This window comes from Labrys wisconsinensis (assembly GCF_030814995.1).
Classification (GTDB): Bacteria; Pseudomonadota; Alphaproteobacteria; order Rhizobiales; family Labraceae; genus Labrys; species Labrys wisconsinensis.
Window position 1 is genome coordinate 1 of the sequence record NZ_JAUSVX010000025.1, and the last position, 24,214, is coordinate 24,214.

Here is a 24,214-nt window from a genome sequence, read left to right on the forward strand (position 1 = left end):
GATCCACCGAGAACTCCACATCCGTCAGCGCCTTGATCGCTCCAAAACTCTTCGAAACCTTGCGAAGGTCGAGCAACGCCATCGATCTTCCTCCCGGACATCCCTGCGCCGGCGGGCTCCGGTCGCGGGACGTTTTGTTGTGGACGGGATTATCGCCCTACGACTTTGCCGGGCGCAATGGCTTTTTTGTCGGATCAATCACGTTTCTTCGGACCGCTTCCGCCATCGTACTGGCGAGGACACGGCGAATATGGTGATGATGCGCGGCCCGCCGCCTTGCACCCCACCGTCCATGCCCCAGATCAGCGTCGTCATCCCGACCCGCGACCGGCCCGGCCTGCTCGTGCGGGCGATCGGCGCGGTGCGCAGCCAGACCTTCCGCGACATCGAGCTGATCGTGGTCGACGACGGTGCCGGCGACGGCGCGCAGGTGGCGCGCGGCTTCGATTTCTGCCCGATCACCACCCTGGTGACCGGCGGCGCCGGCCAGGTCCCGGCCCGCAACATGGGCGTCGGCGCGGCCTCCGGCACCTATATCGCCTTCCTCGACGACGACGACTGGTGGGACGATGCCGGCCATCTCGGCGGCCTCCTCGCGGCCTTCCGCGGCGAGGGCCTCGCCTATGCCTCCGGCCGCATCGTCGCCGAAGGGCCGGACCGGCCCGAGGAGGTCCTGCCGTTCCGGGCGCAGGCGGACGCCGTGAGCCTCAGGCGCGACAACAAGCTCCTGATCCCCGGCATCGCCTATGATCGCGCCCTGCACCGGCGGCTCGGCCCCTTCGACGAGGCCCTGCCCTATTATTGGGACTGGGACTGGTACCTGCGCATCGCAGCCGCCGGCCTGCCCTTCTTCGAGTCCGGCGGCGAAGGCGTGTGCATCTCGGCCCGCGGCGACAGCGTCTCGGCCGCGGCGAACGAGGCCGCGCGCCGGGCCGACCTCGCCCGGCTCTGCGCCAAGCACGGCCTCACCGGCATCGCGCTCAAGAACCACGAGGGCATCGCCCGCGAGCAGCAGGCCTGAGAGAGCGCAGGGGTGACGGCGGCGCTCGCGTCCGACTATATGGGCGGGCATCGAATCGGGGGTGGCATGACCAATGAAACCAGCGCCGGGGTCGCCGTGGTCACCGGCGCGAGCCGCAAGGAAGGCCTCGGCTTCGAGGTCGCCCGCCAGCTCGCCCGGCGCGGCTTCGTGGTGTTCCTCACCGCGCGCGATGCCGGCGCCGCGGAGGTCAACGCGGCGATGCTGCGGGCCGAGGGCCACGACGTGCGCGCCCATGCCCTCGACGTCGCCAGCGAGGCCAGCGCTTCGGCGCTGGTGGCGACGCTGCACCATCATTTCGGGCGCCTCGACGTGCTGATCAACAATGCCGGCCTCGCCCCCGACCTGCAGGCTCCCACCCTCACCGCGGACTTCGACGAGGTGCGCCAGGCGCTGGAGGTCAACCTGTTCGGCCCCTGGCGGATGATCCGCATGCTGGAGCCGCTGCTGCGCAACAGTGCCCGGCCGCGCATCGTCAACGTCTCCAGCGAGGCGGCTTCGTTCAACGCCAGCGGCGGCATGGCCCGGCGCGGCGCCGTGATGGGGGGCTATGCCGTGTCGAAGGCCGCCCAGAACGCCATGACGATGAAGATGGCAGCCGCCCTGGCGGGAACGCCGATCCTGGTCAACGCGGTCTGCCCCGGCCGCATCGCCAGCCATGCCGGCGCCGCCGAGGCCGGTGCGCGGCCGGTGGCCGAGGGCGCCGCCGGCGTGGTCTGGGCCGCGACCCTGCCCGAAGGCGGCCCGTCGGGCGGCCTCTTCAGGGACGGGCAGGAATTGCCCTGGTGAGCTCTGCCGTCCCGGCCGGCGCAGCGATGCGGGGATGGCCGGTCACTCGTCGAGATCGGTGAGCCGGCGCCTCACGGCGGACAGGTCTTTCGACATGCCCAGCACACGCTCGCGCAGGGCGCCCGCCAGGCGCTGGGCGACCTGCGGATATTCCTCCAGGGTGCGCCGGAACATCGGCCGCGAGATGCGCAGCACCGTGGTCGGCTCGCGGGCGACGGCGGTGGCCGGACGCCGGGTCTCGGAGATCAGCGCCAGCTCGCCGATCAGCGCGCCCGGACCGACCAGCGCGGCGTCCTGGCCGCCCTCGTCGAGCATGGCGACCGTGCCCATCGCGACGACATAGCCGGAATCGGACGTGTCGTCCTTGCGGAACAGCACGTCGCCGGTGCGCAGCTGGCGCGTCTCGGCGGCGAAGGCCAGGAGACGCAGCGCCTCGCGCCCCATGCCGCCGAGCACCGGCACGCGCGCCAGCAGAGCGATGTCGTCGTCCAGGGCCATCAGCGCTCGCTCACCGGCACTAGGGCACCAGCTTGTAGCCGCCACCCTCGGTGACGAGGAGCGCGGCGTTGGACGGATCCTTCTCGATCTTCTGGCGCAAGCGGTAGATATGCGTCTCCAGCGTGTGGGTGGTCACGCCGGAATTGTAGCCCCACACTTCCTGCAGCAGCACCTCGCGCGGCACCGCCTTCTGGCCCGATCGGTAGAGATAGCGCAGGATCGAGGTCTCCTTCTCGGTCAGCCGGACCTTGGCACCCTTGTCGGTCAGCAGCAGCTTGGAGGCCGGCTTGAAGGTGAAGGGCCCGACGGTGAAAATGGCGTCCTCGCTGGTCTCGTGCTGGCGCAGATGCGCACGCACGCGCGCCAGCAGCACCGCGAAGCGGAAAGGCTTTGTGACATAGTCGTTGGCACCGGCCTCCAGGCCGAGAATGGTATCGGAATCGGAATCATGGCCGGTCAGCATGATGACCGGCGCCTTGAAGCCGTTCTTGCGCATCAGCCGGACTGCCTCGCGCCCGTCCATGTCTGGCATGCCGACATCCATGATGACGAGGTCGAGATGATCTGTCTTCGCGGCTTGCACCGCCCTGGTCGCCGACTCCGCCTGGACGATCTCGAATTCGTCGTAGAGCGCCAGTTGCTCGGCCAGGGCCGAGCGCAATTCGCCTTCATCGTCGACGATCAGGATCTTGCGGCTGCCGGACATCTTGAAACTCGTTCATGCTTTACGGCGTGTTGACATACATCATGCAGGGAGTCGCGGTGATTTGTGAAATGGCACACGCGGTCTTTCGACAGGGATATGCATGACATGAAGCGTCGCATAGCCAAAATCCGGGTGCATGCCAGGCCGACGGACCGCTGCCGCGGCATCCTGAGCCTGGGCGGCGTCGCCTATCCCTGCGTGCTGGGCCGCGGCGGCATCGTCGTCGCCAAGCGCGAGGGCGACGGCGGTACGCCGCGGGCCAGGCTGGCGCTGCGCGGCCAGATCCAGCGCCCCGACCGGGGTCCGCGCGTGCCGAGCCTCCTGCCCTTCCGCGCCACCCGTCGCGACGACGCCTGGTGCGACGACCCCGCCGACCGGCGCTACAACCAGCGGATCCGCCGCCCGCCCGGCTCGGCGCAGGAGTGCCTGTGGCGGGCCGACCGGCTCTACGACGTGGTGGTGCCGCTCGGCTGGAACGACGGCCCGGTGCGCAAGGGCCGCGGCAGCGCCATCTTCTGGCACCTCTGCCGCGAGGCGGGGACGCCGACCGCCGGCTGCGTCGCGGTCGACCCGGCGGTGTTCCGCAAGGTGCTGCCGCGCCTCTCCCGCCGGGCTGTCATGACGATCGGCTGAGCCGGCGCCTCAGGCCCGCCCGATCTCGCCGCTCATCGATGGCCGAAGATGGCGCTGCCGACGCGCACATGGGTGGCGCCGAGCTCGATCGCCGTCTCGAAATCGGCGGACATGCCCATCGACAGCATGGAGAGGCCGTTGCGCCTGGCGATCTCGGCCAGGAGCGCGAAATGCGGCCCCGGCGCCTGGTCGACCGGCGGGATGCACATCAGCCCGGCGACGGGAAGGCCGTGCTCGCCGCGGCAGGCGGCGAGGAAGGCGTCGGCATCCTGCGGGGCGACGCCGGCCTTCTGCGCCTCCTCGCCGGTGTTGACCTGGACCAGGAGGCGCGGGGCGCGGCCCTGCCGGGCGATCTCCCTGGCCAGCGCCGCCGCCAACGACGGGCGATCGACGGTGTGGATGGCGTCGAACAGCGCCACCGCCTCCCTGGCCTTGTTGGACTGCAGCGGGCCGATCAGGTGCAGCTCGACATCCGGCCAGCGCTCGCGCAGGGCCGGCCATTTGCGCTGCGCCTCCTGGACGCGGTTCTCGCCGAAGATGCGCTGGCCCGCGGCGAGCACGGGCTCGATGTCGGGCGCCTCGAAGGTCTTGGACACCGCGACCAGCGCCACGGATCCCGGGGCGCGGCCGGCATCGGTCTCGGCCCGGGCGATGACGGCGCGGATCTGGACAAGGCGGGCGGGGGCTTCTGACATGGCGGCGGCTCGCGACTCTGCCCGCGATTGATAGTCGCCGGCCGCGCTCCTGGCTACCGGCCCGTGGCGGCCGGTGCGGGGCAGCCCCAACCGGCGAGAATCGCGCGTCTCCTCGCGGCCCTACGGGCCCCAGCCTCTGGCGCCGGCGCGCCGCGGACGCTAAGAGCCTGTCATGAAACGGGCGTGCCCGCCCCGCAGTGCTTCGAGCCGGACGAGATGACCACCCAACGCTACAACGCGCGCGAGACCGAGCCCAGGTGGCAGAAGGCCTGGGCGGACAAGGCGATCTTCGAGACCCGCAACGACGACCCGCGCGCGCGCTACTACGTGCTGGAGATGTTCCCCTACCCCTCGGGGCGCATCCATATGGGCCATGTCCGCAACTACACCATGGGCGACGCCCTGGCCCGCTACAAGCGCGCCAAGGGATTCAACGTGCTGCACCCCATGGGCTGGGACGCCTTCGGCATGCCGGCCGAGAACGCGGCGATGCAGAACAAGTCGCATCCGGCGACCTGGACCTATGCCAACATCGCCACCATGAAGGCGCAGCTCAAGTCCATGGGCCTGTCGCTGGACTGGAGCCGCGAGATCGCGACCTGCGACCCGTCCTACTACAAGCACCAGCAGGCGATGTTCCTGGACTTCCTCGCCAACGGGCTGGTCGAGCGGAAGGTCTCCAAGGTCAACTGGGACCCGGAGGACCAGACCGTGCTCGCCAACGAGCAGGTGATCGACGGGCGCGGCTGGCGCTCGGGCGCGCTGGTGGAGCAGCGCGAGCTGACGCAATGGTTCCTGAAGATCACCGACTATTCGGAGGACCTGCTGTCGGCGCTCGACGGGCTCGACCGCTGGCCGGAGAAGGTCCGGCTGATGCAGAAGAACTGGATCGGCCGCTCCGAGGGCCTGCAGGTCCGCTTCGCCCTCGCGCCGCAGACCACGCCGCAGGGCGAGAACGAGCTCACGATCTACACCACGCGGCCCGACACGCTGTTCGGCGCCAAGTTCATGGCGATCGCCCCCGACCACCCCCTGGCCCAGGCCGCCGCAGCCAGGGATCCGGCGCTCGCCGCCTTCATCGAGGATTGCAAGCGCACCGGCACGGCGCTGGAGGCGATCGAGACCGCGGAGAAGAAGGGCTACGACACCGGCATCCGGGCGCTGCACCCGTTCGACCCGCATTGGGAACTGCCGGTCTATGTCGCCAACTTCATCCTGATGGACTACGGCACCGGCGCCATCTTCGGCTGCCCGGGCCACGACCAGCGCGACCTGGAATTCGCCGACAAATACGGCCTGGGCGTGGTGCCGGTGGTCTGTCCCGAGGGCGCCGATCCCGAAACCTACATGATCGACGAGATCGCCTATGACGGCGACGGGCGGATGATCAATTCGCGCTTCCTCGATGGGCTGACGGTGGCGCAGGCCAAGGAGGAGGTGGCGCGGCGGCTGGAGAGCGAAGTGCGCGGCAACATGCCGGTGGCCGAGCGCAAGGTCAATTTCCGCCTGCGCGACTGGGGCGTCTCGCGCCAGCGCTACTGGGGCTGCCCGATCCCGGTCATCCATTGCGAGACCTGCGGCGTCGTGCCGGTGCCCAAGAAGGACCTGCCGGTCAAGCTGCCGGAGGACGTCACCTTCGACAAGCCGGGCAACCCGCTCGACCGCCATCCGACCTGGCGGCACGTCGCCTGCCCGCAATGCGGACGGGAGGCCCGGCGCGAGACCGACACGATGGATACCTTCGTCGATTCGTCCTGGTACTTCGCCCGCTTCACCGATCCCTGGAACGAGACCGCGCCGACCACGCGCTCGGAAGTGGACCGCTGGCTGCCGGTCGACCAGTATATCGGCGGCATCGAGCATGCGATCCTGCACCTGCTCTACAGCCGCTTCTTCGTCCGGGCGATGCGCAAGACCGGCCATGCCGGGCTGGACGAGCCGTTCAAGGGGCTGTTCACCCAGGGCATGGTGGTGCACGAGACCTATCGCGACACGGAAGGGGCCTATGTGCTGCCCTCCGAGGTCAGGATCGGCGGCGAAGGCGAGGCGCGCCATGCCGTCAGCCTGAGCACGGGCGAGCCGATCCGGATCGGTCCGATCGAGAAGATGTCGAAGTCGAAGCGCAACGTCGTCGACCCCGACGACATCATCGCCGACTACGGCGCCGACACCGCCCGCTGGTTCATGCTGTCGGATTCCCCGCCCGACCGCGACGTGATCTGGACCGAGGAAGGCGTCCAGGGCGCCGGCCGCTTCGTGCAGCGCGTCTGGCGCCTGGTCAACGAGGTCGCGGCCAAGGCGCCGGCCTCGGCCCCGCCGGCCCGATATGGCGAGGAGGCGCTGGCGGTGCGCAAGGCGGCGCACCGGGCGCTGGCGGCGGTGGATGCCGACCTCGAGCGCCTGGCGTTCAACCGCTGCGTCGCCCATGTCTACACGCTGGCCAACGCGCTCGGCACGGCCGTGGCCGCCGAGGGCGCCCCGGCCGAGGGCATGCCGCAGGCGCTGCGCGAGGCGGCGACCATCCTGGTGCAGCTGATCGCGCCGATGATGCCCCACCTCGCCGAGGAGTGCTGGAGCGCGCTCGGCGCCGCCGGCCTGGTGGCGGAGGCCGCCTGGCCGGCCGCCGATCCCGCCCTGCTGGAGGACGACACCGTCACCCTGCCGGTGCAGGTCAACGGGCGCAAGCGCGCGGACTTGACGGTGCCCAAGGCCGCGGCGCAAAACGAGATCGAGGCGGCGGTGCTGGCGCTCGACGCCGTGCAGCGCGCCCTGGAAGGCAAGCCGGTCAAGAAGATCATCGTCGTGCCCGGAAGGATCGTGAATGTCGTCGTCTGACCGTTCCAGCCGTCCCGCGCTGCCCGTCCTCGCGCTCCTGTCAACGCTGGCGCTGGCGGGCTGCTTCCGGCCGATGTATGCGGAGCCCGCCTCGGGCGGCCCGGGCCTGACGGAGAAGATGGCCTCCGTCGAGGTGACGCCGATCGCGGTCGGCTCGCGCGATGCCAGGGTGGCCCAGCAGGTGCGCAACAACCTGCAATTCGCCCTTACCGGCGGCGGCGAGGCGGGGACGCCAGCCTATACGCTGAGCCTCGACGTCCGCTCGAACCAGTCCGACCTGATCGTCGATGCCGAGACCAACGAGCCGCAGGTCGACGCGGTGACCGTCTCCGGCGAGTTCACGCTCACCCCGGTGGGCTCGAAGACGCCGGTCCTGACCGGCAAGAACTATGCGCGCAAGGCCTATGACCGCAGCCTGCAGCGCTTCGCCGCCGTCCGCGCCGCGCGCGATGCGGAGAACGGCGCGGCCGAGGTGCTGGCCGACGCGATCAAGACGCGCGTGGCGATCTACCTGGCCACCCGGTGACGATCCGTCCGGAGCGAGCCGGCGGGCTTCTGCCCGGCAGGTCCTGACATGACGGCGATCCAGCCGCGCGCCGCCGACGCCTTCGTCCGCAAGCCCGACGCGCAGTATGCGGTCGTGCTCGTCTACGGCCCCGACACCGGCCTCGTCAGCGAGCGGGCCAAGGCCCTGGTCGCGGTCTCGGTCGACGACGCCGCCGACCCCTTCCAGATGGTCAAGCTCGACGGCGACGACATCGCGGCGGACCCGGCGCGCCTCGCCGACGAGGCCTTCACCGTGCCGCTGTTCGGCGGCCGGCGGGCGGTCTGGGTGCGGGCGGGCGGGCGCAACCTGGTGCCGGCGGTCGAGCCGTTGCTGGCGAACCCGCCGACGGACTGCCGGGTGGTGATCGAGGGCGGCGACTGGAAGAAGTCGGCCCCGCTGGTCGGGCTGATGGAGAGGGCCCGTGCCGGCGCGGTGCTCGCCTGCTATGGCGACGAGGCGGCGAATATCGGCCAGATCATCGCCGAGGAGACCGCCGCGGCCGGGCTCGCCATCGCGCCCGAGGCGCGGGAGGCGCTGCTCGGCCTGCTCGGCGGCGACCGGCTGGCCTCGCGCGCCGAGGTGCGCAAGCTCACGCTCTACGCCCACGGCGCCGGGCGCATCGAGCTCTCCGACGTCGAGGCGGTGGTGGGCGATGCCAGCCTGCTCGCCACCGACGAGATCATCGACGCCGCCTTTTCCGGCCGCACCGACGCGCTCGACGTGACGCTGGCCAAGGCCTGGAGCGAGGAGGTCAATCCCTCCGTCCTCGCCGGCGCGACGCTGCGCCACGCCATGCTGCTGCACCGCCTGCGCGGCGAGGTCGACAAGGGGCGTCCGGCGGCCAGCGTGGTCGAGGGCGCGCAGTTGCATTTCCGCCGCAAGGCCGGCATCGGCGCCCAGCTGGCGGCCCTGACCGCGGACCGGCTCGAGCGCATCGTCGCCGACCTCGCCTCGACCGTGCTGGAAGCGCGCCGCAACACCGCGCTCGGCGAGGCGCTGACCTCAAGGGCGCTGATGCGGATCGCGCTGACGACGAAGCCGCGGCGGCGCTGAGGCGCGCTCGCCCGGCGGCGCCGAGGCGCTCAGAGCGTGCGCTGCTCGTTGATGTAGAACAGCTTGTTGTTGGGCTGCGACTTGGTGTCGACGTCGTAGATCGACACGGTGGTGTCGTAGCCCTGCGCGTCGGTGATCGTCCACTGCTTCAGGGCATAGTCCTTCGCCGAGAACATCAGCGAGAGGCGCGCCGAGCCGCCGATGGACGACTTCTCCTCCAGCGTCACGGTCACCGAATCCTTGTCGCCGTAGAGGCCGATGAGCGAAGCGTCCTGGATCAGATTGATGCTGTCGGCCAGCAGGAAGCGCAGCGGCGTCTGGCTGATGAAGTAGAGGTCCTGGGTGTTGTCCTTGCGATTGCGCACCGCCACCGAACGACCGTCGGCGATCAATTCCAGCGGCGAGGGGGGCGCATATTGGAAACGCAGCTTGCCGGGCTTCGACACCCAGAACTGACCGGAGCTGCGGGTGCCGTCCGGCGCGAGCTGGGTGAAGGAGCCGCTCATCACGCGCACGGAATTGAGATAGGCGTTGACGCCGCGGATGGCCTGCGCCTGCGCCGGGGTGATGGCGCCGGGATCGAACGGCCCGAGCGCCACGATGGGCACCGCGCCGATCGCCGGCGGCGGCTTGATGGCCGGCGCGGCCCCGGCGACCTGCTCCTGCGCAGCCGCCGGCGGTCGACTGGGCGGCAACGGCGTCGCCGCGTCGGTCTGGGCCTGGGCGAAACCCGCGAAAGCGGACCCGGCGAGCGCGGTCAGTCCGGCGACGAAGGCAAGAGTCCTGACAGACGGCATCGAACACTCCGATCAACGGGAACCGGGATACGCAGCCTTGATGGCCGTTTCGCGGCCTCGAAGCCACATGCCGCGCCACAATCTACACCGGAAAAGCGCCGGACGCGCATCCTGCCGGAACAGCCGGCGCACCCGGCATCTCCAGCCTTAGATATGGATCGCGCGCCCCTCCACGGCAAGCGCCGCCTCCTTCACCGCCTCCGACATGGTGGGATGGGCGTGGCAGGTGCGGGCGAGGTCTTCGGAGGAGCCGCCGAACTCCATCAGCACCGCCGCCTCGGCGATCATCTCGCCGGCGCCGGCGCCGACGATGTGGACGCCGAGCACCCGGTCGGTCGCCGCATCGGCCAGCACCTTGACGAAGCCGTCGGTGGTGCGGTTGGCGCGCGCCCGGCCATTGGCCATGAACGGGAACTTGCCGACCTTGTAGGCGATGCCGGCCGCCTTCAGCTCCTCCTCGGTCTTGCCGACCGCCGCGACCTCCGGGAAGGTGTAGACCACGCCGGGAATGACGTCGTAGTTCACATGGCCGTGCTGGCCGGCCAGGATCTCGGCGCAGGCCATGCCCTCGTCCTCGGCCTTGTGGGCCAGCATCGGGCCGCGCACCACATCGCCGATGGCGTAGATGCCCGGCACATTGGTGCGGAACTGGTCGTCGATCACGACCCGCCCCCTGTCCAGGGCGACGCCCGCGGCCTCCAGCCCCAGGCCCTCGGTGTAGGGCCGGCGCCCGGTCGCCACCAGCACGATGTCGGCGGCGATGGTCTCGGCGGCGCCGCCGGCAACCGGCTCCAGCGTGACGCTCGCCCCGGCGCCCTCGACGGTGACGCCGGTGACCTTGCTGGCGAGCTTGAAGACGAAGCCCTGCTTCTGCAGCATGCGCTGGAACTGCTTGGCGACCTCGCCGTCCATGCCCGGCAGGATGCGGTCGAGATATTCGATCACGGTGACGCCGGCGCCGAGGCGGCGCCAGACCGAGCCGAGCTCGAGGCCGATGACGCCGGCGCCGATCACCACCAGCGTCTTGGGCACCGCCGCCAGCTCCAGCGCGCCGGTGGAGGAGACGACGACCTTCTCGTCGATGGTCACGCCGGGCAGCTGGGCCACGTCGGAGCCCGTGGCGATGACGATGGACTTGGCCTCGACCACCTGCTTCGACCCGTCCTCGGCCGTGACCTCGACCTTGCCGGGAGCCAGGATGGTGCCCGCGCCGGCATAGACCGCGATCTTGTTCTTCTTGAGCAGGAAGCCGACGCCGTTGACGTTGGCGTCGACGGTCTCCTGCTTGTGCTGCATCAGGCGCGGCAGGTTGAGAGCCGGCGCCGGCACCTCGATGCCGAAAGCCTTGAAGCCGTGGCCGGCCTCCTCGAACAGCTCGGAAGCATGCAGCAGCGCCTTGGAGGGGATGCAGCCGATATTGAGGCAGGTCCCGCCATGGGTCTTGCGCTTCTCCACCACGGCGACATTCAGGCCGAGCTGGGCGGCGCGGATGGCGCAGACATAGCCGCCGGGGCCGGTTCCGATGACGAGGAGATCGTGGGGCATCCGTGCGTTTCCAATCCTGCTAATCAAGTCGCTGATAGTCGCCTTCCAGCATGTCCGTCCAGTCGCCGCCCGCCGGCGCGAAGGCGACCGTGAGGCGGTATCGGCCCTCATCCGCGAAGACGTAGCGATGGCGGCCGGCGCCGCGGGCCGACCGGCGCGTGAATTCCAGCCCGTCCCCGTCCCGCACGCCGATGCCGGGACCGTCGGGCACGAAGCCCATGGTGTCGAACAGGAACATGGCGAAGCGCTCGCGCTCGCCGTCCCAGGCGAAGACGGCGCGGGACTCGAAGGCGGTGCGCCCGTCCCGCACCTGGCGATAGCTCTGGAAGACATGGGTGCCGCCGAGGGCGACCTCGGCGACGGCCTCGCTCTCGGCCGGCCCGGCCGGCGCCCAGCGCGTCGTCGCCATCATCTCGGCGCCCCGCCAGCGGCCGGCGAGGCGGTGCAGCAGGCGATGATGCTCCGTCAGCATGGCGATGCCCCCTGCGCGATGCCGCCCCCCAACCCGTGGGGGCCGGCGCGGGATCAGAGGTCGAGCACCAGGCGCGCCGGATCCTCCAGGCTCTCCTTGACCCGGACCAGGAAGGTCACCGCCTCCTTGCCGTCGATGATGCGGTGATCGTAGGAGAGCGCCAGGTACATCATCGGCCGCGCCACGATCTGGCCGCCGACCACCATCGGCCGCTCCTGGATCTTGTGCATGCCGAGGATGGCCGATTGCGGCGCGTTGAGGATCGGCGTCGACATCAGCGAGCCGTAGACGCCGCCATTGGAGATGGTGAAGGTGCCGCCCTGCATCTCCTCGATCTTGAGCTGGCCGTCGCGGGCGCGCTTGCCGAAATCGGCGATGGTCTTCTCGATGCCGGCGAGGCCGAGCCGGTCGGCGTCGCGGATGACCGGAACGACCAGGCCCTTGTCGGTGCCGACGGCGACGCCGACGTGGTAATAGTTCTTGTAGACGATGTCCTGGCCGTCGATCTCGCCATTGACCGCCGGCATCTCCTTCAGCGCCTGGGTGCAGGCGCGCACGAAGAAGGACATGAAGCCGAGCTTCACGCCGTGCTTCTTCTCGAACAGCTCCTTGTACTGGTTGCGCAGCGCCATGACCGCGGTCATGTCGACCTCGTTGAAGGTCGTCAGCATGGCGGCGTTGGCCTGCGCCTCCTTCAGGCGGCGGGCGATGGTCTGGCGCAGCTTGGTCATGCGCACGCGCTCTTCGCGCGCGGCGTCGTCGGCCGGCGGCGCGATGCGCGGCGCGGGCGGGGCGACCGGCGTCGGAGCGGCGGGCGCAGGGGCCGGAGCGGGCGCGGCGGCAGGGGCCGCTGCGGCGGCGAGCACGTCGCCCTTCAGCACCTGGCCGCGGCGGCCGCTGCCCTCGATCGCGGCGGGATCGAGGCCCTTGTCGGCGGCGATCTTGGCGGCGGCGGGCGAGGGCGGCATCGGCGTGGCGGGAGCGGCCGGCGCAGGCTCCGGCTTGGCCGCGGGAGCGGCGGCCGGCTTCGGAGCCTCGGCGGCAGCACCCGTTCCGGCGGCGATGGTGCCGAGCACGGCGCCCGGGGTCACGGTCTCGCCGGCCTTGGCGATGAGCTCGCCGAGCACGCCGGCGGCCGGGGCGTTGACCTCGAGCGTCACCTTGTCGGTTTCCAGCTCGAGCAGCGGCTCGTCGGCGCGCACGGCATCGCCCGGCTTCTTGAACCACTTGCCGACGGTGGCTTCCGTGACCGACTCGCCCAGGGTTGGGACCTTGATTTCCGTCGCCATCGCATCACACCCGGAACGGGCGTCCTCTCACGTTTCTTGAAGGTTCGGCCGGCCCACAATGGCGCTCAGCATGGGATAGATGTCGTAGGAGAAGCCGGCATCCGCCCGGATCACCGGATCGGTGCCGGTCAGGACGCGCATCTGCGCCTCGCTGTCGGCCCGGAACACGCCGAGGCCCCAGGGGCCGGCGGGGTCGGCGACCGGGCCGGCGATCAGCAGTGTGCCCTTCGCCGCGCAGTCCCGCAAATGCCCGGCATGGCGGGCCATCAGCGCCGCCTCCGCCTCCGTCATGTCGGAGGCGAAGCTCGGTCGCGGCGGGTTCAGCCTGCAGAGGAAATAGGGCATCGCGCTGCCGCCGACGGTCAGACCGTCAGCGCCTCGTCCAGGAAGGCCTGCAGCTGGGCCAGGTGCTTCGACATCAGGCCGGTGGCGGTGGCGGCCGAGGCCGGACGGCCGGCATAGGCGGCGCGCTTCACCTTGTTGCCGGTCTGGGCCAGCACCCATTCCAGATAGGGCTCGACGAAGAACCAGGCGCCCATGTTCTTGGGCTCCTCCTGGCACCAGACCACGTCGGCCTTGCGGAAGCGCGACAGCTCGGCCACCAGCGCCTTGAGCGGGAAGGGATAGAGCTGCTCGACGCGCAGGAGGTAGATGTCGTCGATGCCGCGCTTCTCGCGCTCCTCCAGGAGGTCGTAATAGACCTTGCCGGTGCACAGCACCACGCGGCGGATCTTCTCGTCCGCCACCAGCCTGGTCGGCGCCCGGCCCATCTGGGCATCGTCCCACAGCACGCGATGGAAGGTGGTGTCGGCCCCCATCTCGTCGAGCCTGGAGATGCAGCGCTTGTGGCGCAGCAGCGACTTCGGCGTCATCAGCACCAGCGGCTTGCGGATGTCGCGCTTGAGCTGGCGGCGCAGGATGTGGAAGTAGTTCGACGGCGTCGTGCAGTTCGCCACCTGCATGTTGTCTTCCGCGCACATCTGCAGGAAGCGCTCCAGGCGGGCGGAGGAGTGCTCCGGCCCCTGGCCCTCATAGCCGTGCGGCAGCAGGCAGACCAGGCCGGACAGGCGCAGCCACTTGCGCTCGCCCGAGGAGATGAACTGGTCGAACACCACCTGGGCACCGTTGGCGAAGTCGCCGAACTGGGCCTCCCACAGCACCAGCGCCTTGGGCTCGGCCAGGGAATAGCCGTATTCGAAGCCGAGCACCGCCTCTTCGGAGAGCATCGAGTTGATGATCTCGTAGGCGCCCTGCCCCGGACGGATGTTCTTGAGCGGGGTGTAGCGGCGCTCGGTCTCCTGGTCGATCAGCACGGCATGGCGCTGCGAGAAAGTGCCGCGCTCGACGTCCTGGCCGGACAGGCGCACGCGGTGCCCCTCCTCGACCAGCGAGCCGAAGGCCAGCGATTCCGCCGTTGCCCAGTCGATGCCCTCGCCCGTCTCGATCGCCTTGCGGCGGGTGTCGAGGAAGCGCTGGATGGTCTTGTGGACGTTGAAGTCGGCCGGCACGGTGGTGAGCGCCGTGCCGATCTCACGCAGCTTGGCGACGTCGATGCCGGTGGCGCCGCGGCGCGGGTCGTCGGCGCTGTCGGCGGCGACCGCCTTGAGGCCGGCCCATTGGCCGTCGAGCCAGTCGGCCTTGTTGGGCTTGTAGCCCTGGCCCGCCTCATGCTCGGCCTCCAGGCGCGCGCGCCAGTCGGCCTTCATCTTCTCGACCTCGCCCTGGGTGACGACGCCGCCCTCGATCAGGCGCTTGGAATAGATCTCGACCACGCCGGGATGGGCGCGGATGTTGCGATACATCAGCGGCTGGGTGAAGGCCGGCTCGTCACCTTCGTTATGGCCGAAGCGGCGATAGCAGAAGATGTCGATGACCACCGGCTTGTGGAAGGTCTGGCGGAACTCGGTCGCGACCTTGGCGGCGAACACCACCGCTTCGGGATCGTCGCCGTTCACGTGGAAGATCGGCGCCTCGATCATCTTCGCCACGTCGGAGGGATAGGGCGAAGAGCGGGAATAGCGCGGATAGGTGGTGAAGCCGATCTGGTTGTTGATGATGACATGCATCGAGCCGCCGGTGCGGTGGCCCTTGAGGCCGGACAGGCCGAGGCTTTCGGCCACCACGCCCTGGCCGGCAAAGGCGGCGTCGCCGTGCAGCAGCAGCGGCATGACCGAGGTGCGGTCCCTGATGTCCTTGTGCTGGTCCTGCTTGGCGCGGACCTTGCCCAGCACCACGGGGTCGACGATCTCCAGGTGCGAGGGGTTGGCGGTGAGCGACAGGTGCACCTTGTTGCCGTCGAACTCGCGGTCCGAGGAGGCGCCGAGGTGGTACTTGACGTCGCCCGAGCCCTCGACGTCGTCGGGGGCGTAGGAACCGCCCTTGAACTCGTGGAACAGGGCGCGGTGCGGCTTGCCCATCACCTGCGTCAGCACGTTGAGGCGGCCGCGATGGGCCATGCCCAGCACGATCTCCTTCACGCCGAGATTGCCGCCGCGCTTGATGATCTGCTCGAGCGCGGGGATGAGCGACTCGCCGCCGTCGAGGCCGAAGCGCTTGGTGCCGGTGTACTTGACGTCGAGGAACTTCTCGAAGCCCTCGGCCTCGATCAGCTTGGACAGGATCGCCCGCTTGCCCTCGCGGGTGAAGGTGATCTCCTTGTCGGCGCCCTCGATGCGCTGCTGGATCCAGCTCTTCTGCTCGGGATCGGAGATGTGCATGAACTCGATGCCGAGCGTCGAGCAATAGGTGCGCTCGAGGATCGCCACGATCTCGCGGATGGTGGCGAATTCCAGCCCGAGCACATGGTCGATGAAGATCTTGCGGTCCCAGTCCGCGTCGGAGAAGCCGTAGGTGGAAGGGTGGAGCTCCTCGTGGTCGCGGGCCTGCTCCAGGCCGAGCGGGTCGAGATTGGCATGGAGATGGCCGCGCATGCGGTAGGCGCGGATCAGCATGATGGCGCGCACGCTATCGCGGGCGGCGTTCTGCAGGTCGGCCGCGGTGACGCCGGCCGGTGCCTGCTTCTCCGCCCGGGCACGGATCTTCTCGCCGACCGCCTTCTCCAGTACGCCCCAATTGCCGTCGAGGGCCGAGACGATCTCGCCATTGGCGGCGATCGGCCAGTTGGGCTTGGCCCAGCTCGCACCGCGGGCGTTCTTTTCCACGTCCGCCTTGTCGTCGGCGAGCCCGGAGAAGAACCGGGCCCATTCTCCGTTCACGGACGAGGGATTGTCCTCGTAGCGCGCGTAGAGGTCCTCGAGATAGGCGGCATCGCCGCCATAGGCGAAGCCCGGTTCGTTGAGGTCGTCTTGACGATCCATGGTCCCGATCCTTGGGTGATCTGGCGGAGTTCCGTCAGGCCTTGAGCAGTTCGACGAGGGTCTTCCCCAGCCGGGCGGGCGAGGGGGAGACGCGGATGCCCGCCGCCTCCATGGCGGCGACCTTGGAGGCGGCATCGCCCTTGCCGCCGGAGATGATGGCGCCGGCATGGCCCATGCGCCGCCCGGGGGGGGCGGTGCGGCCGGCGATGAAGCCGACCGTCGGCTTGGCGCGGCCACGCTTGGCCTCGTCGCGGAGGAACTGGGCCGCGTCCTCCTCGGCCGAGCCGCCGATCTCGCCGATCATCACGATGGAATGGGTGTCGGGGTCGGCGAGGAAGAGCTCGAGCACGTCGATGAACTCGGTGCCCTTGACCGGGTCGCCGCCGATGCCGACCGCGGTGGTCTGGCCCAGGCCCTCGTTGGTGGTCTGGAACACCGCCTCGTAGGTCAGCGTGCCGGAGCGCGAGACGATGCCGACGGAGCCGCGGCGGAAGATGTTGCCCGGCATGATGCCGATCTTGCAGTCCTCGGCCGTCATCACGCCCGGGCAGTTCGGTCCGATCAGCCGCGACTTCGAGCCGGAGAGCGCCCGCTTGACCTTGACCATGTCGGCCACCGGGATGCCCTCGGTGATGCAGACGATCAGCGGCACCTCGGCGTCGATCGCCTCGCAGATGGCGTCGGCCGCGCCCGGCGGCGGCACGTAGATCACCGAGGCATCGGCGCCGGTGGCGCCGCGGGCCTCGGCCACGGTGTCGAACACCGGCAGGCCGAGGTGCACCGAGCCGCCCTTGCCGGGCGAGGTGCCGCCGACCATGCGCGTGCCGTACTTGATGGCCTGCTCGGAATGGAAGGTGCCGTTCTTGCCGGTGAAGCCCTGGCAGATGACGCGGGTGGTCTTGTCGATGAGAATGGACATCCTTAACCCCGCACCGCCTTGACGATCTTCTGGGCCGCATCGTCGAGATCGTCGGCCGAGATCACGTTCAGCCCCGATTCCCGGATGATTGTCTTGCCGAGCTCGACATTGGTCCCTTCGAGCCGCACCACCAGCGGCACGGTGAGGCCGACATCGGTGACCGCCGCGATCACGCCCTCGGCGATGACGTCGCAGCGCATGATGCCGCCGAAGATGTTGACCAGGATGCCCTTCACGTTGGGGTCGGCGGTGATGATCTTGAAGGCCGCCGTCACCTTCTCCTTGGTGGCGCCGCCGCCGACGTCGAGGAAGTTGGCCGGCTCCTCGCCGTAGAGCTTGATGATGTCCATGGTGGCCATGGCCAGGCCCGCGCCGTTGACCATGCAGCCGATGGTGCCGTCGAGCGCGACATAGGACAGATCGTAGCGCGAGGCCTCGATCTCCTTGGGGTCCTCCTCGGTCTCGTCGCGCAGAGCGACGATGTCGGGGTGGCGGTAGAGCGCGTTGGAATCGAAGCCGATCTTGGCGTCGAGGCACTTGAGCTCGCCGCCGGTGGAGACGATCAGCGGATTGACCTCCAGCATCGCCATGTCCTTGGCGACGAAGGCGGTGTAGAGCTTGGCGGTCAGCGACACGGCCTGCTTGGCGAGATCGCCGGTGAGGCCGAACGCCTTGGCGACGGCGAGGCCGTGATGGGGCATGATGCCGGTGGCCGGGTCGACCGAGAAGGTGATGATCTTCTCCGGCGTGTCGTGGGCCACCTTCTCGATGTCCATGCCGCCTTCGGTGGAGACGACGAAGGCGACGCGGCTGGTGGAGCGGTCGACCAGAAGGGAGAGGTAGAGCTCCTTGTCGATGTCGGAGCCGTCCTCGATGTAGAGGCGGCCCACCTGCTTGCCGGCCGGGCCGGTCTGCACGGTCACCAGCGTGTTGCCGAGCATCTCCTGCGCATGGGCCCGGACCTCGTCGAGGGACCTCGCCAGGCGCACGCCGCCCTTGGCGCCCTCGGGCAGTTCCTTGAACTTGCCCTTGCCGCGCCCGCCGGCGTGGATCTGCGACTTGACGACATAGAGCGGCCCGCCGAGCGTCTCGGCCGCCTTGACCGCCTCCTCGACGGTGAAGGCCGGGATGCCGCGTGAGACCGGCGCCCCGAAGTCCCTCAGCACCGCCTTGGCCTGGTATTCATGGATGTTCATGGAGGGGTCCCGCGTTGCCCGTGTTCCCGCTGTGACGCACGGTCCGGGCCGACGGCCCGGGCCGCTGGTTCATTCCCTGGCGCGCGTCAGGCCAGGCTCGGCGCGATCGCCTTGCAGGCGTCGACCAGGCCCTTGACCGCGTTGACCGACTTCTCGAAGCCGGCGCGCTCCTCCTTGTCGAGGGCGATCTCGACGATGCGCTCGACGCCCTTGGCGCCGATGACGACGGGGACGCCGACATAGAGGTCGTTGACGCCGTACTCGCCGTCGAGATGGGCGGCGCAGGGCACGACGCGCTTCTTGTCCTTCAGATAGCTCTCGGCCATGGCAATGGCCGAGGCGGCCGGCGCGTAGAAGGCCGAGCCGGTCTTGAGCAGGTTGACGATCTCGGCGCCGCCGTCGCGGGTGCGCTGCACGATCTCGGCCAGGCGCGCCTCGGTGGTCCAGCCCATCTTGATGAGGTCGGGCAGCGGAATGCCGGCCACGGTGGAATAGCGCACGGAGGGCACCATGGTGTCGCCGTGGCCGCCGAGCACGAAGGCGGTGACGTCCTCCACCGAAACGTTGAACTCGGCGGCGAGGAAATGGCGGAAACGCGAGGAATCGAGCACGCCGGCCATGCCGACCACCTTGTTCCGGGGCAGGCCGCAGGACTTCTGCAGGGCCCAGACCATGGCGTCCAGGGGGTTGGTGATGCAGATGACGAAGGCATCGGGCGCATATTTGGCGATGCCGGCGCCGACCTGCTCCATCACCTTCAGATTGATGGTCAGGAGGTCGTCGCGGCTCATGCCGGGCTTGCGCGGCACGCCGGCAGTGACGATCACCACATCCGCACCCTCGATCGCCGCATAGTTCTGAGCGCCGGACAGGTTGGCGTCGAAGCCCTCGACCGGGGAGGCCTCGGCGATGTCGAGCGCCTTGCCCTGGGGCACGCCTTCCATCACGTCGAACAGAACGATGTCGCCCAGCTCCTTGAGCCCGGCGAGGAGGGCGAGGGTGCCGCCGATCTGGCCGGCCCCGATGAGTGCGATCTTGCTGCGCGCCATGAATGGGTTTCCTAAGGGGGGACTAAGAGCTGGGAACCGATCGATCGTTCGGATAGACCCTTTGCCGCGGCGGTTCAAGGTTCGCGCTGTTGTGGCCGGTTTGCGGCCGGGCGGCGGTATCTGCCTGCGGCGATCATTTCGGGAAAATCACGACATTTCAGATGGTTGCCGCGCCGACCCATGGCAAGGAGCTGCCGGGATTCCGGCTCGGACAGCATGTTACAGTCTTCATTTTTTGTAATGTGTAGCGAGTTTTTCCGGACGCCGGCGTTCACATTTGATTGCATTCCGCGCGATGCACTGGGCTGGGGCACCGCGGTCGGGAGCTCCGGCGCCCGGCTCACCCGAGATAGTCGTGCACGACCTCGCCGAGGCCGAGCGTCAGGTCGGCGAGGATGTGCACGCCGGAGACGACGCGCTTGACCGGCAGCTGCGCCACCGGCGCCAGGGCATGGTGGAACAGCTCCAGCCCGGCCGGCCCCTCCCAGGCGCCCTTCACCGTCACGTCCTCGAGGAAATAGCGCACCAGCTCGCAGATGCGCGGTGTGCAGTCGACATGGGGGACGATCTTGAGCAGGAAGGAGGGCGTCTCCAGCGAGGCCTTGATCCGGGCCGTGTCGAGCGCCCGGTGCTTGTAGCCCATGGAGCCGGTGGCGACGCGCACCGTGCCGTAGTCGAGGGTGCCGAGCAGCACGTCCTTCTGGGCGTTCAGCGAAGGCTGGGCCAGCTTCTTGGGGAAGCCCCAGATCTCGCGGCCGCCGGCGATCGGGGCATCGTCGTCGAGATACATGGAATGGACGTAGCCGCCGGCGACGCCCTCGAAGGTCACCGGGATCACTTGCCCGGACTCGGTGTAGTTGCCGAAGCCGGTGGAGTCCGGCATGCGGATGAACTCGTACTTCACCTGCGGCGCGGCGATCTCGAGCGGCTCGGGCACGACAGCGCGCAGGGCCTCCATCTCGGTCTCGTAGGTGATGATGAGATATTCCCGGTCGACGAAGCGGTAGGGCCCCGGCGGATAGCTGGGGCTGGTCAACGGCATGGCGAAGGCGTTGCGACGGACTTCCTCGGGGGTCATGGCGGGGCTCCGGTGCAGGTTGCGCTGCAACATCGGGCGCAATCGCGGCCGCGATGTGGCCGTGCTGCGTCCTTGCCGCCGGGGTCACGGCGCTTTAGAAGCGCGCTGAGGCCATCGGGGATGGCTGACGCCATCGGAGATTCCAGCCATGCGCCCTTCCCGCCGAGCGCCGGACGAATTGCGGCCCGTCTCGATCGAGCGGGCCGTCGCGCGCTATGCCGAGGGTTCCTGCCTGATCAAGTTCGGCGAGACGCACGTGCTGGTCACCGCCTCGCTGGAGGACAAGCCGCCGCCGTGGCTGCGCGGCACCGGCAAGGGCTGGGTCACGGCTGAATATGCCATGCTGCCGCGCGCCACCCACGAGCGCACGCGGCGCGAATCCAGCTCCGGCAAGCCCTCGGGCCGCACCCAGGAGATCCAGCGCCTGGTCGGCCGCTCGCTGCGCGCCGTGGTCGACCTGGTGCGGCTCGGCGAGAAGCAGATCATGATCGACTGCGACGTGCTGCAGGCGGACGGGGGCACCCGCACCGCCTCGATCACCGGCGCCTGGGTGGCACTGCACGACTGCTTCCAGTGGATGGTCGGCCGCAACATGCTGAACGTCAGCCCGCTGAAGGACCATGTCGCCGCCATTTCCTGCGGCATCTCCCGCGGGCAGGCGGTGCTCGACCTCGACTATGCCGAGGATTCGGAGGCGCAGACCGACGCGAACTTCGTGATAACCGGCTCGGGCGGCCTGGTCGAGGTGCAGGGCACGGCCGAGGGAGCGCCCTTCTCCGAGGACCAGCTCATCGACATGCTCGCCCTCGCCAAGGGCGGCGTCGCCAAGCTGGTGGCGCTGCAGAAGCAGGCGGTGGCCGGATGAGCCGCAAGCTGACCGGCAGAATCGTGCTGGCGACCCACAATGCCGGCAAGCTCGCCGAGTTCCGGGCGCTGATGGCGCCGCACGGCGTCGACGTCACCTCCGCCGGCGAGCTCGGCCTGCCGGTGCCCGAGGAGACCGGCACCACCTTCTCGGAGAACGCCCGCATCAAGGCGCTCGCCGCGGTGGCGGCCACGGGGCTGCCGGCCATCGCCGACGACTCGGGCCTGTGCGTCGCCGCCCTCGGTGGCGCCCCCGGCGTCTACACCGCCGACTGGGCCGGCGAGCCGCGCGACTGGACCCGCGCCATGGGCCGGGTCGAGGCCGAGCTCGCCAACGCCAAGGCAACGACGCCCGAGCAGCGGGGAGCCACCTTCGTGTCGCTGATCGCCGTGGTCTGGCCCGACGGCCACACGGAAGAGTTCGAAGGCCGGGCCGAGGGCACGCTGGTCTGGCCGCCGCGCGGCTCCTTCGGCCACGGCTACGATCCGATGTTCCAGCCCGACGGCAGCGACCGGACCTTCGCCGAGATGGGCGAGGCGGAGAAGAACACGCGCTCGCACCGGGCGAAATCGTTCGAGAAGCTGGCGGCGGCGTGTTTGGGGTGAAGGAGACGGCGGCTCGGGCCTGCCGAGATCGATGAGCATCAAGACCGATGGGCGGCGAACTTGGCGATGACGCGCCACACCTGTGGCCGTCGCGCAGTGACGCGGCATTGCAGGAAGAGGTCGGACGGAACGGCCTTTGACGAAACCGCGCAAAAAGCGTATTTTCCGCTAAAGACGTGAAACGGCTTTTGAAGGGAGTCCATGCGCGAGGTACCCACCAGCGAATTCACCCGGAATTTCGGACAATACCGGGAAATCGTTCAGCGCGAGCCGATTGCCGTCACAAGCCACGGACGCCCGACGGCCTATCTCGTTTCGGCAGTCGAGTTTGAAGAACTGCAACATTACAAGAAATTGGTGCGGCGGTCCTTTGCCACGACCGAGCTGACGCATGAAGAGACCGAGGCGATTGCGGCCAGCCGCATGTCGCCGGAGCACGATCACCTCAACAGCCTGCTCGACGACAAATAGGGATGGCGATCCCGACGCCGCAGCCCGGCTTGGTAATTTCCTATTCGTATCTCTGGCATCACGAGCATCGCGCTGGTCGAGATGAAGGCCGCAAGGATCGGCCGTGCGTCATCGCGCTCGCGGTCGAGCGCGACGACCACGGCCCGATCGTCACAGTGGTGCCGATCACCCATGCGCCACCGGCCGACACTTCGCTTGCCATCGAGCTTCCACCCGGCGTCAAGCGTCACCTCGGCCTGGATGGCGCGCGATCATGGGTCGTGTTGCACGAGGGAAATCGCTTCGCCTGACCCGGCTACGACCTGCGGCCGATCCCTGGCAGGCAAGACCACCATGTCTACGGGTTCCTGCCGCCGCGCCTGTTCGCGATCCTCGTCGAACGTTTCCGTGCAATCTGGGCTGCCGGCCAGGTTCGCCCCATCGGGCGGGACTGATCTGCGCGCAAGAAGCAAGCGGGAGGGCGCAACGCCTCGCGCCTACTCCGCCGCCAGGGCCAGCGGCTCGGGCTCCAGCCAGAGGTCGAGGAAGGCATCCAGCCACCTCGCCACGGCGTGGTCGTGCTGGAAGCGGCCGGCGATCTGGGTGGCGCGGTCCTGGGCGCCGGGCACGGCGAGCTTGGCCTCCTCGCACATGGTCCACCGGCACAGCATCAGATGCGTCACCTCGGGGTGGAACTGCAGGCCGTAGGCATTGCGGCCGCAGCGCACCGCCTGGTTGGCGAAAGTGTCGCCGGCGGCCATCAACTCCATGCCGCGAACATGCTCGAAGCCTTCGTTGTGCCAATGATAGACATGGCTCGGCCAAGCCATCAGCGCCGCGCCGGCCTGGGTCGGCCGCAGCGGCCAATAGCCGATCTCGACATGGCCGTCCGGGTGGCGCGACACACGGCCGCCGAGGTGGCGCGCCATCATCTGCGCGCCGAGGCAGATGCCGAGAAAGGGCTTTTCCTCGCGCAGCGGCACGCCGATCCAGTCGATCTCGCGGCGGATCCAGGCCTCGTCGTCGTTGCAGCTCATCGGACCGCCGAAGACGACGGCGCCGGCATGCCCGGCCATGGTCTCCGGCAGGGGATCGCCGAAGCGCGGCCGGCGGATGTCGAGCTCGTAGCCGCGCTCCCGGAGCAGCCGTCCGACCCGCCCGGGGGTGGAGTGCTCCTGGTGCAGCACGACGAGGATCTTGGGCGCGGACACGGCGGGCTCGGGAAACACTTTCCTAACCATAGTGTTACGAGAGTCTTGGCGAAAAGTTAACATCTCGGGCTGTGCGCTGCGGCAAGGCGGCGCCGTCATTCCTGCAAAGACCATGCAAGCGGCGTGCCTCGTGTCGAAACGGACACAGGCGACGCATGGATGCAGCATCCGGCGCGCCCGCGCCGTGCGCCGGCGCACAAAGCCGCCGGGTCCGCGTGAACTTTTCGGCGCGATCGGCGTTTGCAGCGCATGATGAAGCCGATCCTCATTGTCGAGGACGATCCGATGATCGCCATGGACCTCGAGACTATCGCCAGCGACGCGGGCGTGGTGCCGGTGTGCTGCGGCAGCCTGCGCGAGGCCGTGCGGGCGGCGGACCGGGCGGACTATGCGCTGGCGCTGCTCGACATCAACCTGCCCGACGGGACCACCTTCGCCCTGGCGCGCCAGCTCGCCGCGCGGGGCGTGCCGGTCATGTTCATCTCCGCCATCCGCAAGGCCGAGATTCCGGCCGAGCTGGCGGCAGCCCGCCTCCTGCCCAAGCCCTTCCGGGCGGCGGAGGTGAAGGCGGTCATCTCCGCGGCGACCTGAGCCGCGTCCGCGGCGACCTGAGGCTGCCCGGGCCG

The 24,214-nt window shown here is 69.3% G+C and carries 26 protein-coding genes; 12 read left to right on the forward strand and 14 right to left on the reverse strand.

Features of this window, described 5'->3' with window-relative positions:
• The 3 genes from QO011_RS38295 to QO011_RS38305 all read left to right on the forward strand — a co-directional run.
• On the forward strand, window positions 1-257 hold a 257-nt coding region (locus QO011_RS38295), incomplete at its 5' end, for a hypothetical protein (RefSeq protein WP_307284630.1).
• A gap of 35 nt (window positions 258-292) precedes the next feature.
• Window positions 293-1,021, forward strand: a complete 729-nt coding sequence (locus QO011_RS38300; RefSeq protein WP_307284636.1) for a glycosyltransferase family 2 protein — start codon at window positions 293-295, stop codon at window positions 1,019-1,021.
• Between the two features lie 66 nt (window positions 1,022-1,087).
• The gene (locus QO011_RS38305; protein WP_307284639.1) at window positions 1,088-1,828 is read left to right on the forward strand and encodes an SDR family NAD(P)-dependent oxidoreductase; all 741 of its coding nucleotides are present in this window, start codon (window positions 1,088-1,090) and stop codon (window positions 1,826-1,828) included.
• A gap of 42 nt (window positions 1,829-1,870) precedes the next feature.
• On the opposite strand, the gene QO011_RS38310 is transcribed toward QO011_RS38305, so the two are convergent.
• Together QO011_RS38310 and QO011_RS38315 are read right to left on the reverse strand one after the other, a co-directional pair.
• Complete coding sequence (locus QO011_RS38310) at window positions 1,871-2,326, reverse strand: cyclic nucleotide-binding domain-containing protein (protein WP_307284641.1); 456 nt, start codon at window positions 2,324-2,326, stop codon at window positions 1,871-1,873.
• A gap of 19 nt (window positions 2,327-2,345) precedes the next feature.
• The gene (locus tag QO011_RS38315) at window positions 2,346-3,032 is read right to left on the reverse strand and encodes a response regulator transcription factor (protein WP_307284643.1); all 687 of its coding nucleotides are present in this window, start codon (window positions 3,030-3,032) and stop codon (window positions 2,346-2,348) included.
• Window positions 3,033-3,137: 105 nt separating this feature from the next.
• Between QO011_RS38315 and QO011_RS38320 the strand changes: the two genes are divergently transcribed.
• Complete coding sequence (locus QO011_RS38320) at window positions 3,138-3,665, forward strand: L,D-transpeptidase family protein (protein ID WP_307284645.1); 528 nt, start codon at window positions 3,138-3,140, stop codon at window positions 3,663-3,665.
• 32 nt (window positions 3,666-3,697) lie between these two features.
• On the opposite strand, the gene QO011_RS38325 is transcribed toward QO011_RS38320, so the two are convergent.
• Complete coding sequence (locus tag QO011_RS38325) at window positions 3,698-4,360, reverse strand: YggS family pyridoxal phosphate-dependent enzyme (RefSeq protein WP_307284648.1); 663 nt, start codon at window positions 4,358-4,360, stop codon at window positions 3,698-3,700.
• Between the two features lie 216 nt (window positions 4,361-4,576).
• Here QO011_RS38325 and leuS point away from each other — a divergent pair, with 216 nt between their 5' ends.
• The 3 genes from leuS to holA are packed head-to-tail and all read left to right on the forward strand — an operon-like array spanning window position 4,577 to window position 8,795.
• Window positions 4,577-7,195, forward strand: a complete 2,619-nt coding sequence (gene leuS / locus QO011_RS38330) for a leucine--tRNA ligase (protein ID WP_307284913.1) — start codon at window positions 4,577-4,579, stop codon at window positions 7,193-7,195.
• A complete protein-coding gene (locus QO011_RS38335; protein WP_307284652.1) occupies window positions 7,182-7,721 on the forward strand; it encodes an LPS assembly lipoprotein LptE in 540 nt (179 codons plus the stop codon). Before leuS ends, QO011_RS38335 begins: the two co-directional genes overlap by 14 nt.
• Before the next feature lie 48 nt (window positions 7,722-7,769).
• Complete coding sequence (holA, locus tag QO011_RS38340) at window positions 7,770-8,795, forward strand: DNA polymerase III subunit delta (protein WP_307284655.1); 1,026 nt, start codon at window positions 7,770-7,772, stop codon at window positions 8,793-8,795.
• 29 nt (window positions 8,796-8,824) lie between these two features.
• Here holA and QO011_RS38345 read toward each other — a convergent pair whose 3' ends face one another.
• The 10 genes from QO011_RS38345 to QO011_RS38390 form a co-directional block, all read right to left on the reverse strand.
• A complete protein-coding gene (locus QO011_RS38345; RefSeq protein ID WP_307284661.1) occupies window positions 8,825-9,592 on the reverse strand; it encodes a LolA family protein in 768 nt (255 codons plus the stop codon).
• A 147-nt stretch (window positions 9,593-9,739) separates the two neighbouring features.
• Window positions 9,740-11,137, reverse strand: coding sequence for a dihydrolipoyl dehydrogenase (gene lpdA, locus QO011_RS38350; protein ID WP_307284664.1), 1,398 nt, complete (start codon window positions 11,135-11,137; stop codon window positions 9,740-9,742).
• Window positions 11,138-11,156: 19 nt separating this feature from the next.
• A complete protein-coding gene (locus tag QO011_RS38355; RefSeq protein WP_307284667.1) occupies window positions 11,157-11,609 on the reverse strand; it encodes a DUF1579 family protein in 453 nt (150 codons plus the stop codon).
• A 53-nt stretch (window positions 11,610-11,662) separates the two neighbouring features.
• Window positions 11,663-12,898, reverse strand: a complete 1,236-nt coding sequence (gene odhB, locus QO011_RS38360) for a 2-oxoglutarate dehydrogenase complex dihydrolipoyllysine-residue succinyltransferase (protein WP_307284669.1) — start codon at window positions 12,896-12,898, stop codon at window positions 11,663-11,665.
• 27 nt (window positions 12,899-12,925) lie between these two features.
• Complete coding sequence (locus QO011_RS38365; RefSeq protein WP_307284671.1) at window positions 12,926-13,243, reverse strand: YciI family protein; 318 nt, start codon at window positions 13,241-13,243, stop codon at window positions 12,926-12,928.
• A gap of 17 nt (window positions 13,244-13,260) precedes the next feature.
• A complete protein-coding gene (locus QO011_RS38370; protein WP_307284675.1) occupies window positions 13,261-16,215 on the reverse strand; it encodes a 2-oxoglutarate dehydrogenase E1 component in 2,955 nt (984 codons plus the stop codon).
• Between the two features lie 34 nt (window positions 16,216-16,249).
• Window positions 16,250-17,134: a succinate--CoA ligase subunit alpha gene (gene sucD / locus QO011_RS38375; RefSeq protein ID WP_307284677.1), complete on the reverse strand. Its 885-nt coding sequence runs from the start codon at window positions 17,132-17,134 to the stop codon at window positions 16,250-16,252.
• A 2-nt stretch (window positions 17,135-17,136) separates the two neighbouring features.
• Complete coding sequence (gene sucC, locus QO011_RS38380) at window positions 17,137-18,330, reverse strand: ADP-forming succinate--CoA ligase subunit beta (protein WP_307284679.1); 1,194 nt, start codon at window positions 18,328-18,330, stop codon at window positions 17,137-17,139.
• An 86-nt stretch (window positions 18,331-18,416) separates the two neighbouring features.
• Window positions 18,417-19,379 (reverse strand): malate dehydrogenase, encoded by a 963-nt coding sequence (mdh, locus tag QO011_RS38385; RefSeq protein WP_307284681.1) that lies wholly within the window; start codon window positions 19,377-19,379, stop codon window positions 18,417-18,419.
• Window positions 19,380-19,719: 340 nt separating this feature from the next.
• Entirely contained in the window at window positions 19,720-20,457 is a 738-nt protein-coding gene (locus QO011_RS38390) for an acetoacetate decarboxylase (RefSeq protein WP_307284683.1), read from the reverse strand.
• 148 nt (window positions 20,458-20,605) lie between these two features.
• Between QO011_RS38390 and rph the strand changes: the two genes are divergently transcribed.
• From rph to QO011_RS38410, 4 genes are all read left to right on the forward strand, one after another.
• A complete protein-coding gene (gene rph, locus QO011_RS38395) occupies window positions 20,606-21,322 on the forward strand; it encodes a ribonuclease PH (RefSeq protein WP_307284685.1) in 717 nt (238 codons plus the stop codon).
• Window positions 21,319-21,927, forward strand: a complete 609-nt coding sequence (gene rdgB / locus QO011_RS38400; protein WP_307284687.1) for an RdgB/HAM1 family non-canonical purine NTP pyrophosphatase — start codon at window positions 21,319-21,321, stop codon at window positions 21,925-21,927. The genes rph and rdgB overlap by 4 nt, the downstream gene beginning before the upstream one ends.
• 201 nt (window positions 21,928-22,128) lie before the next feature.
• Window positions 22,129-22,398 (forward strand): type II toxin-antitoxin system prevent-host-death family antitoxin, encoded by a 270-nt coding sequence (locus tag QO011_RS38405; RefSeq protein ID WP_307284692.1) that lies wholly within the window; start codon window positions 22,129-22,131, stop codon window positions 22,396-22,398.
• Window positions 22,399-22,400: 2 nt separating this feature from the next.
• Window positions 22,401-22,688 (forward strand): type II toxin-antitoxin system PemK/MazF family toxin, encoded by a 288-nt coding sequence (locus QO011_RS38410; RefSeq protein WP_307284696.1) that lies wholly within the window; start codon window positions 22,401-22,403, stop codon window positions 22,686-22,688.
• A gap of 186 nt (window positions 22,689-22,874) precedes the next feature.
• On the opposite strand, the gene QO011_RS38415 is transcribed toward QO011_RS38410, so the two are convergent.
• Window positions 22,875-23,618 (reverse strand): glutamine amidotransferase, encoded by a 744-nt coding sequence (locus tag QO011_RS38415; protein WP_307284699.1) that lies wholly within the window; start codon window positions 23,616-23,618, stop codon window positions 22,875-22,877.
• 222 nt (window positions 23,619-23,840) lie between these two features.
• Here QO011_RS38415 and QO011_RS38420 point away from each other — a divergent pair, with 222 nt between their 5' ends.
• Window positions 23,841-24,179, forward strand: a complete 339-nt coding sequence (locus QO011_RS38420) for a response regulator transcription factor (RefSeq protein WP_307284701.1) — start codon at window positions 23,841-23,843, stop codon at window positions 24,177-24,179.
• Window positions 24,180-24,214: the final 35 nt, after the last annotated feature.